Origin of the sequence: Pelobacter seleniigenes DSM 18267 (genome assembly GCF_000711225.1) — a bacterium.
Taxonomy (GTDB): domain Bacteria; phylum Desulfobacterota; class Desulfuromonadia; order Desulfuromonadales; family Geopsychrobacteraceae; genus Seleniibacterium; species Seleniibacterium seleniigenes.
In genome coordinates this window covers 739,155-753,539 of record NZ_JOMG01000004.1, presented here as the reverse complement: position 1 = coordinate 753,539, position 14,385 = coordinate 739,155, and the positions used below count along the sequence as shown (strand labels likewise).

Here is a 14,385-nt window from a genome sequence, read left to right as displayed (position 1 = left end):
TATTACTCCTTGCGCTTCTTGTCGGTTTCTACAGGCTCGGCCGCGCCGCCAGCCTTGACCCACTCGTCCACTTCATCTTTCTTGAACTTCCAAAGTCGACCCATGCGGTGGGCGGGCATACCATGCTTGTCGATCCATTTGTACACGGTGTCGTTGCTGACCCCGAGGTACTTGCAGATCTCGGTTATTGATAACCAGCGGTCTTCCATCTCGTTCATTCTCTTGCTCCACGGGCGTTTTGGTTGTTTGCCACGTCCGCCAGAGGCGAAACGGGAGAGACTGGACGCACCTCTCCCAGGTTAAAAAACTCCATCAATATACAAAGGCACTATGTGCTATGTCAAACGATCTTTACCGATTTGAGCCGATTATTTTCTATCACGCTCGATGCCAGACGCCGGAGTCAAGCCGAGTGCCGGTTTCAACACGGGGCATCCGGTAGATCCAGGCTGGAATCGAGGTGCGCTTGCAAAGCACCGCCACCATCACCCGCTGGTACATGCTGTGCCCGCCGGGCCGGAAGCCTTCCAGCCGGTCGATGGGCAGCAGGTCGCGTTGCGGGTCGGTGAAGGTCACCAGTTCCCCATGGATCAGATCCCAGTCGCCGGTCGGGCGTCCGAAGCGCGGCGTGCCGATCTCCTGCTGCCTGCGGGCATCGGCCAGTGGATTGGCGGTGCCCCGGGCCAGGATCAGACCTTCCGGCACTTCCAGGGCCGGGAAACCGGCGTGGAGATGGTAGAGCCTGCCCCAGACCACGGCTGGTTCGATGCTGCGGGCCTGGGCGCAGAAGCGTTGATGGTTCCAGTAGCCCCGTTTCAGGGTGCCGTAGACGAAGAGCCGGAGGATGGTCTCGGGACTGTCTTCCGGATTTGTGTTCAGCTTCGCGGTGTCTCCGATGTTCATGCATTCACTCCTTCGGGCAGTGTCCCTTTGCGCTCCTGGGGTATGAAGCGGAATTCGCTGTTTTCGATGGCCCGCACATCCTCGTGGCGGATGGTGAGCATGGTCATGGGCGGCACCTCCAGCTCGCGCCAGCCCTTCTCGTTGTCCACGGCAAAGTCGATAAAGGCAGTCTCCGAGGCGTAGAGCACCACCCGGTGCTGGCGGTGGATGCGCAGGCAGAGCGGCTTGTTGCCCTTGAGCACGGTGATGGTTCCGGGGTCTAGCCGCGAGGCCAGCACGGCGCTCATCTGGCCGCGACAGAGGGCAAGTGCCTTCTTCAACCCCTCCTGGTCGATAGGGCCTTCGGGCGCGAAACGGTCGGCCAGGCGGAAGATCAGCTCGCTGTCCACCTCGGCGTAGCGCGGCAGCCCGAGGCGGCGGAACAGGTGGTCGGCGTTGTAGATGGTGCCGTTGTGGGTGCCGATGACGATCCCGGCCCGGATGGGATGGTTGTTGCGGTTGTTGAACTCGTTGCCCCGGGTGCGCCAGCGGGTGTGCCCCATAAGGATGGTAGTCTCGTTGTCGACCTGCCCGAGCATCTCCTGGAACAGCTTCTCGTAGACCAGCTCGTGCGCCCGCATCGGCCGTTTGAAGATCCGGTGCCTGCCGTCGATCTTGAGCCAGGCCAGACCGGAGGCGTGCGGGCCGCGTTCCTCGCTGTGCAGCAGCATGCGGATGAAGACCTCGCGCAGGTAATCCCGCTCGTCGGGCCGTCTGCGCTTGCGGCCGAAGATGATGCCTACTTGTCCGCACATGGAGCCGGGTCCCCCTTGCCGCCGAAGTTCTTGCCGAGCGGTCTCGTCCCTTCGAGGACGAAGGTCGCGTATTCGCGCCGGTGGTCCGCCAGCCACTCGGCCACCTCCGGGTAGCCCATCTCGGCGGTCAGCCGGGTCACCTCCGGGTGGTCGAGCATGTTGGTGCGACCGGAGAGCCGCACCGTCTCCAGGGCTTCGAGGAAGCGTTCCGGCCAGGGATCGCTGGCCTTGTCGTCGGGCAGAAACTCAATCAAGCCATGCCGGGCCAGGCGGGTGAGAAACTCGGCGGCCGCAGCGGCGGCGTCCTCCGGCAGAGGCTGGGTCGGTCCGCCTTCAATGCCGGAGAGCACCTCGGTCATGTAGTCCCGGGGCGCTCGGCTGGCGGTGAACGGCGTCTGGCCGCGCATCAGCTCGACAACTTCGAGGCAGTCGGCTGCCTGGATGGTTTCCCCGCTGCCGGGGATCGGTTCGCCGTCCAGCGTGGTTGAGCGGATCAGAATCTTCATTGGGCACCTCCTTAAACAGTGAGGCCGGGAACTTGCCCGGCCTCGTTGGTGAGAGTGGTGGTTTCGGTTTCGTCCGGCAGGACGTCCTCCGGTTTGGGCCGTCCGTTCTTGAAGGCGGCGTCGCCGGGCATGTTGGCCATCAGATGCTTGCGGGCGGTCTTGAACTCGTCGCCGATCAGGCCGAGGTGGAGCAGGAAGACCCGGAAGTCGTACTTGGCGCTTTGGGGATCGAAGTCCCGCTTGCGGCTGGAAGCGGCCCGGCCGTTGAGCGCCTTGGCGGCAACGGCGAGGCAGAACTGCAGGTAGGCCTTGATCCGCCCCGCGTGGAGGGTCGCCTCGAACCAGCGGAACTCCACCGTGCCCCGGTACCAGACGTTGTGCAGATTGACCCCGTGGTAGCGGCTGTTGTCGTAGTGCTGGGGCTGGCGGTTGTGGTAGCCGTACCAGATGCGGTTGAGCTGGTCCTTGGTGCGCGGGCGATGCTGTTCGATGCGCTGGATCAGCTCGTCGCTGACCGGCCGGGTGTAGCGGTTGAGCCGGTCGCGGCTGATGCCGAGGGCGTGGAGGATCAGCGGTTCCTGCTTGTAGATGATCTTGGCCAGGTTCCCCAGGTGCCTGCCGTCGAAAGGCGCGGCGTCGATATGGATGTGGATGCCGCACTGGCTGTTGATCTTGCCCCCGGCGCGGCGGATGGCCCGGACCGCCTCCTGCAGTTGCGGGATGTCGTCGTAGCCGAGCACCGGGCTGACCACCTCGGCCCGCAGATGGGCCGGGACGCTGGTCAGGGAGGCGTCCCCCACCACCTTCCAGACGCGGCCGCGCAGGTCCTCGACCTCCCAGGGGTCATAGCTGCTGGGGATGCCGACATGGCGGACCGTGCCGCCCACCACCGAGTGGATGGCCCAGGCGATCTGCTCCCGGGTGCGTTTTACGGTCTCGATCTCGATCCCGTAGTGGATCTCTTTCAGGTTCATGCGTGCCTCCGTCGTTCATGGCGCTTCTAAGTCGTTGTCGGGCAAGGATTTTTAGCCTCTGCTTACACCATGAATGAATGCTTCTTTCCGGACACAAATCAAGTAGAAGAACAGCCGAAGCCGACATTTAACACGTGTATTTTCAATGACTTGATAGATTCTGGAATTTAGGCTTGAACCTTGTCGCGCCATTTCATATATTGATGTGCGAATATGAGAATACGAACGCGCAAAGGAGCTGAGGAATGAAAGGCCGAGAGAGCGGCATGCCGGATGAAGATTATTGGGACAGTTTTTTCGACGCCGACTGTCTTGTCGATACGCTGGTTGCCAGCCGTGTCGATCAGGGGGATGTTGCTGAGTTTGGGTCGGGTTACGGGACGTTCACGATCCCGACTGCCAAAAAGATCTCAGGGTTTGTTCATAGCTTTGATATCGAGGCTGACCTCGTCACCCTCGTAGATGAGAAATGTAACCGCCTGGGTCTCCATAATGTTCGGTTAGCAGCACGCGATTTCGTCGAGAACGGCACAGGGCTGCCCGATGGGAGCGTCGCGCATGTCATGATTTACAACCTTCTGCATATCGAACATCCCGTGGAACTGCTGAAGGAAGCTCTACGGATTTTGAAGCCTGGTGGGATCGCCTCGGTCATCCATTGGAGACGTGACATTCCCACCCCTCGCGGACCATCCATGGAGATCAGGCCCAGCCCTGAACAGTGCAAAGCCTGGGCGGAAGCCGCTGGATTCAAGCGGCATGAGCAAATCGATATTTCGGCATGCTGCCCGTACCACTTTGGAATCCTACTGATCAGGCCGGAAACCTCATTTTAACCAGGAGAGAACCATGAATATCTTGATTATTTTCAACCGCGAACCTTATGACAACACGGACGTGACCTGGAACGGTCTGCGTCTTGCCGGAAAGCTATTGGAAACCGGCCAGAGCGTGCGGATTTTCCTTATGAACGATGCCGTAGATATGGCAAGGGATGTCTGTAAGCCGCCGGAAGGTTACGACCAGGACCTTTCGCAGATGCTGAAAGATCTTATCGTCGGAGGTGTTCCCGTAAAGGTTTGCGGCACCTGCATGGCCCGTTGCGGGATCTATAAAAACCACCCGTATTTTGAAGGGGCGGAGCAGTCCACGATGGCCGCGCTTTCTGAATGGGTGGTGGACAGCGACAAGGTGCTCACCTTTTGAGTGCCTACCCAATTGGAAATATCAGCGAGGACGTGACTGTGGAAACAAGTAATTATGCCGAATGGGCGGACCTGTTGCGCGTATTGGCTCATCCGACGCGACTTGCCATCCTGGATTCTTTGAAGGATGGCACGAAATGCGTCAGCGATGTCTGCGAGATTCTCAGCGTTCCGCAACCCAACCTGTCACAGCACCTGTCGATTCTGAGACGCGAGGGAGTTGTCAGTTTCACTGAAGACGGGAAAAAGCGGTGCTATTTCCTCACGAACCCAGCATTGATCAAGGCGTTGATGTGCGTGCTCGCCGGGGATTACGAAGACAGGAATTGTCAATCAGTCACCGGGCTGATGTCGGCGGAAAAATGAATGGATTGCCGATATGAAGAACCAGCCCAGCCCCTTTGAAACTCACGCCGCCGAATACGATCAGTGGTTTGATTCCGAGCACGGGTCCCGGATTTTTTCGCTGGAGCTGGATTGCCTGCGACAGGCCGTCGATCCGGTAAGTGGCCGCTGGCTCGAAGTTGGGGTCGGCTCCGGCCGTTTCGCAAACGCGCTGGGGGTTCAAGTGGGTATCGACCCTTCTCAGGAAATGGTCGACATCGCGTCTGAGCGCGGCATTGAAGCCCATTTGGCTCCTGGCGAGCGACTTCCCTTTGAAGACTCTTCATTTGATGGCGTGTTGCTGGTCTGTACCATCTGTTTTCTGAATGACCCCAGGAAAACGCTTATGGAATGCTGGCGCGTCTTGACTGATAGCGGACGTCTGGTCATCAGTTTCGTCCCCTCGAACAGTCCGTGGGGTGTTTACCATTCGCTGCGAGGAAAGCGAGGCCACACCTTTTATTCCTCCGCCCATTTCTATACTTCGGAGGAAATCAAAGCGTTAGCGGAAAACGCAGGTTTCACCTGTCAAACCGAACACGATTGCGTTCTGCCGATTCCAGATGAACCACTTGGCGGCGATGACATAAGCAGAGTGACTCTCCGAGATGAGAGTTTCGTCGTGCTTTCTTTTTTCAGGACAAATAACAACAAAGGAGATCATGGATGAAGGTTGGTATTATCAGGTGTCAACAAACAGAGGATATGTGTCCGGGAAATACGGACTTTAAAGTCGCCGCTGCGGGCAAGATGGCATTCGAGGAAAGCGGCCCGGCCGAGGTCGTTGGCTTCGTCAGTTGTGGCGGCTGTCCTGGAAAACGAGCCATTCCGAGGGCCAAATTGATGGTGGACAGAGGCGCTGAAGCCATCGTTTTCGCCTCCTGCATTTCAAAAGGAAACCCCATTGGGGTCGCATGCCCACACTTCGCAGCGATGCGGGAAGCGATTGTCAAAAAGGTCGGTGATGAGATCCAGATCATCGACTGGACTCACTAAAGCCTCTCTTTACAAAGACCTCCTGAGCGTAAACTCAGGAGGTCTTTCCTTTCCCCTCAATCAAGTAATTATTCCAGATAATCCTGAAACAGGCTGGCGTGCAGCTCGAGGTTGCGCGACTCATCGGCCCGCATCCGCGCCAGCAGCGCCGTGAAGGCCTCCGCTTCGTCGGTCGGGAGCTTTGACGCCCGTTCCAGCCGCGCCAGGCGCTGGTGCAGATTCTCCAGCAGGCCCAGGGCGTGGTCGCGGATCAGGCCGTCGCGCTTCTCCTGCGGCGTGGGGATGAACTCGGTCAGGCCGCCTTTGCGTCGAACGATCATGGCCGTGCCTCCTTAGCTCAGGGTCGCGCCCAGCGAATGGATGCGCGGGTAGATCAGCGGCGTGCCGGTCATCTCGGCCTTGTAACGGACCTTGTTGCCGGTGTTGTCGGTGAAGGTGCGCACCAGGGTGTACTCGGTCCAGTTCTCGTCGATGGGCCGGGTGTCCTGGATGGTCATCGCCTCCCAGGTCAGGCCGCCGTCGTTGCTGGCGAACCATTGCAGGGTGGTGCCGCTGGGGATCTGCATCTGCACATAGGCCTTGGTCGATTCCACGCCCTGGGTCAGCTCGTTCTCGCGGGTCAGGTAGGCCCCGGTGGTCTTGTTGAGGTAGCCCACCAGGTTGACGTCGCGGAAGTTGATGGCCGGAGTGTCGTTGGAAAGCGAGCTGCTCAGGCGCACGCGGATCTGAACCCGGGTGGCGAGGTTGGGCAGCCGTTCCTCCTCGGCGGGAACCATGGCGTCCCAGGTCACGCCGCCGTCGGTGGAGTATTCCCAGTCGAGACCGGTGCCCTGGGGGATGGCCGAGTATTCGTCGAGGTTGATGTCGGAGAACTGCACGCCGGTGATCGGCTGGAAGCGGATCATCCCCTCGGACTGGAAGTTGTAGCCGTAGATCTTCATCGCCAGGTCGGAGCCGTTGAGCGGGGTCCAGGTCTCGGCGTTGGAGCTCTCCAGCAGCACGCCCTCCATGTAGGTCTGGCGGGTGATGATGCCCCAGCGGCCCATCTTGCCCAGGGTGGCGGTACGCACCTTGTAGTTGGTGCTGTTGGTCAGCAGCACCACGGAATAGCTGGTGTTGGCCTCGGCGTAGAACGGGTCATCGAAGCGAATGCGGGTCTCGCCGCTCAGGCTGATCTCGTTCGGGGCCAGCACCTTCTCGGCGAACACCACGCCGTTGGGCAGACCGGTGGTGACGCCGCGAATCTGCACCGTGACCGGGATGCTCGGGTCCCTAGCGGTGAACTGCAGTCCGATGCTGGAGATCACCTGGTTTTGGGTGAAGCTGAAGGTCTGGGCCAGCGGATCGCGGGGCACGAAGATGGTCTGGGTGCGCCAGACCACCTGCACCACGGGCACGCGGATGATGCGGTTCTCGATGATGCGCTCGATGCGGGTGATGACCAGCGGATCGTTGATCTGCAGGCTGGCCCGGGCCGAGTAGACGCCGTCGGCCATCTCCACGATGCGGTTGCCGTTGCGGGCGTTGGTCGGAATGGTGAAGGAGGCGCTGACCCGACCGGCCTCGTCGCTGATCAGGTTGCTGGCCATCACCTGGCCGTCGCAGCGCAGCACGATGCCGGACTTGCTCGGGGTGAAGTTGATGCCGGTGACGGCGATGCCGGTCTGGCCGCGCCGCCCGAGGTTGGGCGTGATCTGCAGCATGGCCGGGGGCTTGTCGAACACGGCGTAGGGGTTGATGTTGCGCTCTTCGGACCAGTCGTTCTGTTCAACGAGCACGGTCTCGTTGCCCGGTAGCAGCGCCAGACTGCCGAAGAAGCTGGCGTTGCTGCCCGCCTGATCGACCGAGAGCACGGTGGAGTGCGGAATGCGGTCCGGCGCGACGAAGCGGGCGATCTCGTTGACCCGGGCGTCCCATTCGGCGTGGTAGATGTCCGACTGGGCGGTGTTCGAGAAGTCGTCCGAGTAGATGCCTTTCTTGGTCTGGGCGTCCCGATTCTGCAGCTCGTTATTCATCTGGTACTGGGCGTCGTTGTACTTCAGGTCCTCGACGTCCTGGATGATGTCGTGGATCTGGTCCATGGTGATGCGGGTCAGGCCGAAGTTGCGGATCTCCATGTCGGTGGAGTTGGGGGGACAGTTGATGCTGCACAGCCCCAGGGCGTTCTCCGGGACGATGGGCAGCTTCGGGAAATCCGCCGGAGCCCCTTCCAGACGCTTGATCTCGGTGGTGGTGGCGTAAACGATGTCGCGGCGGCCGAGGTAATAGTCGTAGTCCAGGCTGCAGTTGGAACCGTTCACCGGCTGGTCGCCAAGGCTGCCTCGCCCGAAGTTGATCACGTTGAGGTTGCCCAGCTCGAGCTGGACCGGCGACATGGTGAGCCCGGCCGTGTTGGTGGCCGGAGGCGAAGCGGTGCCGATCTCCTCGACGCCGTCGTCGATGTAGGAGAGCGCCTCGCTGCCCAGCTCCATCAAGCGCTTGTAGTCTGTGCGTGCGCCGTTGGTGGCGGCCCGGTAGACGCGATAGCCGGTCGCGCCGCTGACCGGCAGCCAGGAGAGCTTGTTCATCTCACCGGCGGCAGTGGCCCGGGCAACGACCGCAGCGGCGTTGAAGGCCGTCTCGCCGGTGGCGTTGTAGGCGGTCACCAGATAGAAATAGTTTCCGGCCGCCGGATGGTTGGCCTGTCCGAACCAGCCGCTGTCCACGTAGTCGGTGCCCTTGACCATCTGCTTGGTGTAGGTCCAGCGCACCGTGTAGGTGGTGCCGATAGCCGGTTCGTTGCCGGAGCCGAGCCAGTCGACATGGTTGCCTGACTGCTGCCAGTCCACGCCCTCCTGGAAGATGGTCGCCCCCTGGCTGACCTCGAGGATGTCCACCACGGGATTGGGATCGAGCAGGTCTTCGCCGCCGCCCACCGAGCCGCGAGTGACGTTGCGGGTGATCTCGACGATGGCTTCCACCTGGGTCGTCTCCTTGAGCGGCGTGGAGTTGACCGGATAGCGGCGCTTGTTGATGTCGAAGGTCTTCTGCTCCCCGCGCACCGACTTGGTGGCGATGGATTTGGGCACCAGGGTCGAGGTGGGCAGATCGCGCTGATGGCGGAAGCCCTGGATGTAGGCGCGTCCGGCGTTGGTGATCGCCTCCACACTGTCGTCGTCGACGCCGCCGATGAAGGTGTCGAAACCCCGCACCAGATAGCTTCCGGCCTGGTCGAAGGTGCGCTCGGCCAGATTCTGAATCAGGGAATTGAGCCCCTCGGCGGCGGCGAAGGAGAGCTGGTCCTCGGTGATCGAGGAGACGGTGATCCGGCTGCCCGGCAGAGTGCCCAGCAGATCCCGCAGGTAGAGGTTGGACTTCTCCTGCACCGTGGGCGTGACATCGCCGCTCTCGCGGTCGAACTTGTAGATCGGGATCACCCGGCGCTCGGCCACGTTGTTGGGCAGTGTCTGGCCGCTGGTGTCCGTCGCCTTGAGGGAGAGAACCCATTTTTCCCGTTCGGCGGTCGGCTCGCCGGTGGCCGGATTGATCAGGGCCGGGTCCTGGGTGTAGCCGTAGTTGTACTTCAGTAGCTCCACGTAAACGTAATCGGCCCCGCTGGTGGTGGCCGGATCATAGGTCAGGGTCGCGCCGCTCACCTGTTCGAGATGGCCGTCGATGTAGACCACGCCCGGGGCCAGGGTCAGGACGTTGGCGGCCGCGCTGACCTCGAGGCCCATAATGATGGAGCCTTCCTTGAACAGGATGTCGGCGATCTTGCGCCGCTCCAGGTTGATAATGTCCTGCTGCTCGTTGAGTTCGGAATCCAGCAGGTCGCGATCCTGATGGTAGCGGATGCGCTTGTAGTTCTTGGTCGGGTCGAATGTCTCGCGTGAGATGCTCATGTTTGAATCCTCCAGTTAGATCTTGATGATCCCGACCAGCTCCACGCGGGTGTCGGAAATCTTGTTGAAGTCGGGAATGTTCTTCACCTCGTACAGGTAGCCCGGGCGCAGCACCTCGCCGGTCGGGTTGGGGTCCTGATGGAACACGCCGCCCATGGCGAGATCCCCGGTGACGCTTTCCACGTACTGCACGTCGCCGCCGAAGAAGCCGTATTCGCGGATGGTGATGCCGTTGGCCTCGGCCTCGTCGAAGCGGAAGAAGACGCCGATGGTGTTGGTCTCCTCGCCGGTTTCGAGATAGCGCACGCCGTTGACCAGCAGCGCCCCTTCGGCGTCCTCCTTGAGGAAGGTCCGCTTGTAGTAGCGCTTGCGGGCGCGTTCGTTTCTGAGCCCGGTCTGGCCGATGTCCGGCGCGGGCGGATTTTGCGGGTCGGTGAAGCTGGCGTCCCCGTCGCCGATGGCGCAGTGGGTGATGCCGTCCACGGCCTGGCCGAGGAGGAGTTTGGCCGTCAGTATCCGGCCGGTTTTGACGATGAGTCCCAGTGCCATTGCTGTTCTCCTTTAGGTCTGAATTTCGTGGTCTTGATCGATGAGCACCGCGAACAGGATCTGGCGCGTGTCGGCCAGCAGCCCGGCCGGGATCGCGATGCGCTGAACGGTGTCGGAGCGGCTGATGTGTGCGCCGGATGTCCGGACGCTGGTGTCGATACTCCGCAGCCAGGGGCGCGTCACCCGCACCGCCGCGTCAACATCGACGCCCAGACGGCCATGGACGACGAGCCACAGGTCGGCGCTCCGGTTCAGGCGGTTGTGGATGGCCTGGCTGGTGGCGAGCAGCTTGGTGATTTCGGAGAGGACGACCGCCTGCGTCAGCGCCATGACTTCAACGGGCCGATGGATACGGCACGCCGCATCCACGTCAGCTTCGAAAGCGCGAACCACCCGGTTGGCGGTATCCGTATCCACCAGGATTGAGCCCAGGAGCACCTGACGGGTGTCCAGGTCCCTTGCCCAAGGCCGGGTCACCCTTGCGGAAATATCGATATCAACCGTGATGCCAGTCATCTATGTGCCTCAGAGAATCGGGTTTTCCGTGCCGGTCAGGCGCAGCTTGATGTCGAGTTTGTTTTGCACCGGGGTGCCCGGGAGCACGGTACAGCGCCGCCAGAAAGACAGCGTCTGCGGGAAGGCCTTGTCACCGAGGTTGAGCGGTGCGCCCTGGGTGGCGGTGTCGAGTTCGGCCTGGGTCAGGGCCAGGCGGTACCAGACCGATTCGTCGGTGCCGGTTTCGTCGATGGGATCGATCACCAGTCCGGTGTAGTCGTAGCCGGAATAGACGGTCGTTCCGGCGTTGTGCGCGACCGGAGCGGTGTTGGCCACGCCCCGCTGCACGGTGAGATTGGCGGTGCCGCCGCCGCTTTCGACGAGCATCTGCTCCCCGTCGATGATGATGAGTTCGCCGTCGGCAAAGCGCGGTTCGACCAGGGCGATGGATGTCTGCGCAGCATCGATGGCGGAGGCGAGGCTCGTCTGCTCGTTGGCGACGTAGAGTTGCCGATCCTTGATGTCGCCGTCGGTGCCGTTGTAGCTCTCGGCCTCGGGGCGGCTGAAATCCCCCTCGGAAATCTGCTGGGTCAGCCCTTCGTCAAGATAGAGATGTATCGCCATGGGTTCTCCTTCAGGTGGGCCACTGGGTGGCGCGATAGTTGTTGGTGGCGGCCTCGAACCCGGCCTGCGTCGGCGCGTGCAGATCCTGCTGACGGAACAGCCAGCGGTAGGAAGGCCGCGACCAGCGGAATCCGGCCTGGTTGAGGCGCATGCGGCTGACGCGCATGGGGCGGGTCCGATCCACGGAAAGGCGCAGGCCGGTGGTATTGAGCGGGCTTGCGCCCAGCTTCATGGTCTCGACCCGATGGCGCTGGAGAGAGCCCGTGTCCACGTAGACTTCAAGCGAAGCCCGTTCGCCGGTCAGATTCGCATTGCTCAGATACCGGGTGTTCAGGGTGTTCGCGTTGAGCCGGAACACAGGCCCTCTCCGCCGCCATCGGTCGATCCGGTCGACGGCCAAGGTGACGTCCGCGTCGCAGCCAGCGGTGGAGGCGAGCAGCAGATTGCTGATGCCGCCCTGGTTGGCTGTGAGATCGAGACCTTCGTTGAGCCTGGCGCGGCCAAGCTGGAAGCAGAGGCGGTGCCGGGATTCTAGGGGCAGGCGCAGGTCGTACTTGGCCTCCGCCCGTTCGACCGGTTCCGCCTGCGTGTCAAAAAAGAAATCCTTCTGCCGGAAGCAGTAGCGCAGCGCGGTCTCGCCATGGGTCAGCGGCTTGCGGTTGAGATGGCTCTCGCCCAGCCCGAAACCGCTCTCCAGCACATCCCCTTCGAAATCGCGGCCGGTGTAGATGGGCGTACAGAAGGAAACCCGATCCTCGCCGATGCGGGTGTACGGCAGCCGCCAATCGTTGAGGGCCTTGTGGTTCAGGCGCATCCGGTTCTGGCGGCTGTGAAAACGGGAGACCTTCACGGCGGCCCGGTCGATCTCCGGGATCATCTCCGTGGTGCTGGTGAGCTGCAGCAGCTCCCAGGCCCTCTGTTTGTTGGTCAGGTGACGACAGGAACCGAGCGAGGAACGTCCGAGGACGAAGGTTTCGTCGAGAAACGCCAATACGATCCGGCGCACCGCGTTGGCATGCCCGAAGTCCAGCATCGCGCCGCCTTCGATCCATTCCAGGAGGAACTGGAGCCAGAAACAGCGCGTGCCCGCCGGGTGGTGAAACACCAGGGCGTCGCGCAACCCCTCGGTCTGGTTGAGACACAGCACGCGAAACACGCCGAGGCTGAACACCAGCCCGGGCAGCTTGGCTTTGCTGAGTCTGGAACGGGCATTGAGACGAAGAGCCGAGCGGAAGGTCTCCTGCAGTTCCCCCTGCCAACCAAGCGCGTCAAAGGCGCGTTCGATGGCCGGGATGGTGCCCTTGCGGCGATAGATTTCGACCGCCTCCCGCACGCGGCGGCGCTGGCAGTCCGGCGAACAGGTGCCGTCCACTTCGAGGCCGACCAGTCTCGCCAGCAGCGGCAGAAAGCGTTCGTCGCAGTGATCGACGTCGAAGATGGTCGGGAAGTCGTCGATAGCCTGCTTGAGCTCGTCGAGCGTTCCGGCGGGTAGGCTCAGAAAGGTGCGCAGGTCACCGGCCTCGTCGTTGTGCTCGTAAAGCGGCGGCAGCAGGCCGAGCAGATTGTCCTTGAACCAATCCGACATCAACCGGCCCTCCGCAGATCGAGGTTGACGGTGCCGAGAATCGGGATTTCACCGTGGCGCAGCTCGATGTCCTGCTGCGGCGCGTAGAGGTGCATATGGCTGACCCCGCGCACGCCGTCGATCAGGGCCACCAGGTCGGAGAAGTGAATGGTCTGGCCGAAAGAGACTTGGTCGAAGGAAAAGAAATCGGAGAGCGCGGCTTCGATGCGGCTGTGCACGTTTTCCAGCGGTTCACCGGGCCAGATGTAGACCTCGGCGTCGATGGAAACGGGGCGGTAGATCGGGTCAAACAGGTTGATCTCGACCGTGATGACCTTGCGGCGTTCGAGAAACTTCGCGAGTTCCCGCTTGAGCAGCGCCGAGGGCATTCCGCCGCCGTTGGGAGCGATGGCCAGTTGGACGTTGTAATAGCGAATGTTCTGGCAGGCATTGGTGTCGAGCACCTTGGCCTTGGCGACGCCGGGGTAACCTTCGGCCAGCGCCTGGTAATCCTCCAGAGTGACGGCCTTCCAGAGACTGCGCAGCTCCGCCGGTGCCTGTCGGCGGGCATGTTCGAGGGCTTCCCGCGAAGCGCCGCCAGTGGCGGGCACAGGATTGGTGACGGTCAGGGAGACCTGGCCGCCGTCGAGGTAGACCGGGCTCAGCAGTTGGGTGATCCGGTTCGGACCGAGATTGCCCTGGTCTCCGATGGTCTGCAGATAGCTGACCGTGATGGCACTTCCCTGAGTGGGTACAGCGCCGCTTTGCCCGTCGCCGAAAATCAGGGTAGAGATGTCGAGGGCATCCAGGTCGGCCATGAAATGACGGCTGTCGGCCAGGCTGTCCTGGAAATGATCGACCTCGCTCCAGGCGTCGTCCCCCACCGTAACGGTGATGGTGCCCTGGGCGATGACGTCGCCGGTCAGGCGGATGCGCTGGAATGGCAGCCCCGTGGAAGTGAAGGTCTCGGTGCGGCGCACGCCTTGCCGACCCGGGATGTCCACCGAGAGCACGCCTCGCGGGATCAGGCCGTCCTCGACCGTCTCGAAATCCGCCTCGCCGTCATTCAGCAAGGTGCGGCAGGCCGTACCCGCCGGAATGGTCAAATCCTTGCCAAGCGGAGAGGAGAGCCGAAAACGCAGCGTGGTGGTGGAGGCCACCGGTGAATCCAGCCGGTAGCCGATGAGCTTGCAGAGGTTGATGACGTTCTGCCGCTGGCGGGCCGTGGGCAGGAAAGCCTCCGCCGCCTGGGCGTCCAGGTAGTAGGCCAGCATGTCGCCCACGCCGCAGAACAGATCGAGCAGGACGACGCCGAGATCGGAGTGGTTGAAATCGGTCCAGCGGTCGGTGAGCTGCGGGATCTTCGCCAACAGCTCCTGGCGGATCGATTCGTAATCCTTGTTGATGTATCCGATGCTTGCGCGGCCCATGGTCTCTCCGGTTTTCGGCGGTTATGCGAGAGCGCCTGAAGCTCTCGCCACGCCGGTTACTTACCGGAAGGGGCCTGGAT

The 14,385-nt window shown here is 61.9% G+C and carries 17 protein-coding genes; 5 read left to right on the top strand and 12 right to left on the bottom strand.

Annotation, left to right across the window (positions count from 1 at the left end; genetic code table 11):
- Positions 1-2: 2 nt before the first annotated feature.
- The 5 genes from N909_RS0120480 to N909_RS0120460 all read right to left on the bottom strand — a co-directional run bounded on the left by N909_RS0120480 (position 3) and on the right by N909_RS0120460 (position 3,177).
- Complete coding sequence (locus tag N909_RS0120480; RefSeq protein WP_029917984.1) at positions 3-218, bottom strand: helix-turn-helix domain-containing protein; 216 nt, start codon at positions 216-218, stop codon at positions 3-5.
- A gap of 160 nt (positions 219-378) precedes the next feature.
- Positions 379-903 (bottom strand): gamma-glutamylcyclotransferase family protein, encoded by a 525-nt coding sequence (locus N909_RS0120475; RefSeq protein WP_029917983.1) that lies wholly within the window; start codon positions 901-903, stop codon positions 379-381.
- Positions 900-1,697, bottom strand: coding sequence for a class II glutamine amidotransferase (locus N909_RS0120470; RefSeq protein WP_029917982.1), 798 nt, complete (start codon positions 1,695-1,697; stop codon positions 900-902). The genes N909_RS0120475 and N909_RS0120470 overlap by 4 nt, the downstream gene beginning before the upstream one ends.
- Positions 1,682-2,203 carry a DUF5049 domain-containing protein gene (locus tag N909_RS0120465; protein WP_029917981.1) on the bottom strand — a complete coding sequence of 174 codons (522 nt, stop codon included), beginning with the start codon at positions 2,201-2,203 and terminating at the stop codon, positions 1,682-1,684. The genes N909_RS0120470 and N909_RS0120465 overlap by 16 nt, the downstream gene beginning before the upstream one ends.
- 11 nt (positions 2,204-2,214) lie before the next feature.
- Positions 2,215-3,177, bottom strand: coding sequence for an amidoligase family protein (locus tag N909_RS0120460; protein ID WP_029917980.1), 963 nt, complete (start codon positions 3,175-3,177; stop codon positions 2,215-2,217).
- 245 nt (positions 3,178-3,422) lie between these two features.
- Here N909_RS0120460 and N909_RS0120455 point away from each other — a divergent pair, with 245 nt between their 5' ends.
- Genes N909_RS0120455 through N909_RS0120435 form a run of 5 tightly spaced genes read left to right on the top strand, consistent with a single transcriptional unit; the run spans position 3,423 to position 5,762 of the window.
- Positions 3,423-4,013, top strand: coding sequence for a class I SAM-dependent methyltransferase (locus N909_RS0120455; protein WP_029917979.1), 591 nt, complete (start codon positions 3,423-3,425; stop codon positions 4,011-4,013).
- 13 nt (positions 4,014-4,026) lie between these two features.
- Positions 4,027-4,383: a DsrE/DsrF/TusD sulfur relay family protein gene (locus N909_RS0120450; protein WP_029917978.1), complete on the top strand. Its 357-nt coding sequence runs from the start codon at positions 4,027-4,029 to the stop codon at positions 4,381-4,383.
- Between the two features lie 38 nt (positions 4,384-4,421).
- A complete protein-coding gene (locus N909_RS0120445) occupies positions 4,422-4,748 on the top strand; it encodes an ArsR/SmtB family transcription factor (protein ID WP_211254002.1) in 327 nt (108 codons plus the stop codon).
- Positions 4,749-4,761: 13 nt separating this feature from the next.
- The gene (locus tag N909_RS0120440) at positions 4,762-5,436 is read left to right on the top strand and encodes a class I SAM-dependent methyltransferase (RefSeq protein WP_051689984.1); all 675 of its coding nucleotides are present in this window, start codon (positions 4,762-4,764) and stop codon (positions 5,434-5,436) included.
- A complete protein-coding gene (locus tag N909_RS0120435) occupies positions 5,433-5,762 on the top strand; it encodes a CGGC domain-containing protein (protein ID WP_029917975.1) in 330 nt (109 codons plus the stop codon). Before N909_RS0120440 ends, N909_RS0120435 begins: the two co-directional genes overlap by 4 nt.
- Before the next feature lie 68 nt (positions 5,763-5,830).
- Here the strand turns inward: N909_RS0120435 and N909_RS0120430 are convergent, their stop codons facing one another.
- The 7 genes from N909_RS0120430 to N909_RS0120400 are packed head-to-tail and all read right to left on the bottom strand — an operon-like array spanning position 5,831 to position 14,305.
- Positions 5,831-6,082 carry a hypothetical protein gene (locus tag N909_RS0120430; protein WP_029917974.1) on the bottom strand — a complete coding sequence of 84 codons (252 nt, stop codon included), beginning with the start codon at positions 6,080-6,082 and terminating at the stop codon, positions 5,831-5,833.
- Between the two features lie 12 nt (positions 6,083-6,094).
- A complete protein-coding gene (locus N909_RS0120425; RefSeq protein WP_029917973.1) occupies positions 6,095-9,643 on the bottom strand; it encodes a DUF4815 domain-containing protein in 3,549 nt (1,182 codons plus the stop codon).
- A gap of 15 nt (positions 9,644-9,658) precedes the next feature.
- A complete protein-coding gene (locus tag N909_RS0120420; protein WP_029917972.1) occupies positions 9,659-10,192 on the bottom strand; it encodes a hypothetical protein in 534 nt (177 codons plus the stop codon).
- 12 nt (positions 10,193-10,204) lie between these two features.
- Positions 10,205-10,708, bottom strand: a complete 504-nt coding sequence (locus N909_RS26225; protein ID WP_245613645.1) for a hypothetical protein — start codon at positions 10,706-10,708, stop codon at positions 10,205-10,207.
- Positions 10,709-10,717: 9 nt separating this feature from the next.
- On the bottom strand, positions 10,718-11,311 hold the full coding sequence (locus N909_RS0120410; protein WP_029917970.1) for a hypothetical protein: 594 nt from the start codon (positions 11,309-11,311) through the stop codon (positions 10,718-10,720).
- 10 nt (positions 11,312-11,321) lie between these two features.
- On the bottom strand, positions 11,322-12,896 hold the full coding sequence (locus tag N909_RS0120405; protein ID WP_029917969.1) for a phage tail protein: 1,575 nt from the start codon (positions 12,894-12,896) through the stop codon (positions 11,322-11,324).
- On the bottom strand, positions 12,896-14,305 hold the full coding sequence (locus N909_RS0120400; RefSeq protein ID WP_029917968.1) for a baseplate J/gp47 family protein: 1,410 nt from the start codon (positions 14,303-14,305) through the stop codon (positions 12,896-12,898). Before N909_RS0120400 ends, N909_RS0120405 begins: the two co-directional genes overlap by 1 nt.
- Between the last annotated feature and the right edge of the window lie 80 nt (positions 14,306-14,385).

Coding starts and splice junctions, on each gene's coding strand:
- N909_RS0120480 (WP_029917984.1), bottom strand. CDS start 218: ATGAACGAGATGGAAGACCGCTGGTTATCAATAACCGAGATCTGCAAG.
- N909_RS0120475 (WP_029917983.1), bottom strand. CDS start 903: ATGAACATCGGAGACACCGCGAAGCTGAACACAAATCCGGAAGACAGT.
- N909_RS0120470 (WP_029917982.1), bottom strand. CDS start 1,697: ATGTGCGGACAAGTAGGCATCATCTTCGGCCGCAAGCGCAGACGGCCC.
- N909_RS0120465 (WP_029917981.1), bottom strand. CDS start 2,203: ATGAAGATTCTGATCCGCTCAACCACGCTGGACGGCGAACCGATCCCC.
- N909_RS0120460 (WP_029917980.1), bottom strand. CDS start 3,177: ATGAACCTGAAAGAGATCCACTACGGGATCGAGATCGAGACCGTAAAA.
- N909_RS0120455 (WP_029917979.1), top strand. CDS start 3,423: ATGAAAGGCCGAGAGAGCGGCATGCCGGATGAAGATTATTGGGACAGT.
- N909_RS0120450 (WP_029917978.1), top strand. CDS start 4,027: ATGAATATCTTGATTATTTTCAACCGCGAACCTTATGACAACACGGAC.
- N909_RS0120440 (WP_051689984.1), top strand. CDS start 4,762: ATGAAGAACCAGCCCAGCCCCTTTGAAACTCACGCCGCCGAATACGAT.
- N909_RS0120435 (WP_029917975.1), top strand. CDS start 5,433: ATGAAGGTTGGTATTATCAGGTGTCAACAAACAGAGGATATGTGTCCG.
- N909_RS0120430 (WP_029917974.1), bottom strand. CDS start 6,082: ATGATCGTTCGACGCAAAGGCGGCCTGACCGAGTTCATCCCCACGCCG.
- N909_RS0120425 (WP_029917973.1), bottom strand. CDS start 9,643: ATGAGCATCTCACGCGAGACATTCGACCCGACCAAGAACTACAAGCGC.
- N909_RS0120420 (WP_029917972.1), bottom strand. CDS start 10,192: ATGGCACTGGGACTCATCGTCAAAACCGGCCGGATACTGACGGCCAAA.
- N909_RS26225 (WP_245613645.1), bottom strand. CDS start 10,708: ATGACTGGCATCACGGTTGATATCGATATTTCCGCAAGGGTGACCCGG.
- N909_RS0120410 (WP_029917970.1), bottom strand. CDS start 11,311: ATGGCGATACATCTCTATCTTGACGAAGGGCTGACCCAGCAGATTTCC.
- N909_RS0120405 (WP_029917969.1), bottom strand. CDS start 12,896: ATGTCGGATTGGTTCAAGGACAATCTGCTCGGCCTGCTGCCGCCGCTT.
- N909_RS0120400 (WP_029917968.1), bottom strand. CDS start 14,305: ATGGGCCGCGCAAGCATCGGATACATCAACAAGGATTACGAATCGATC.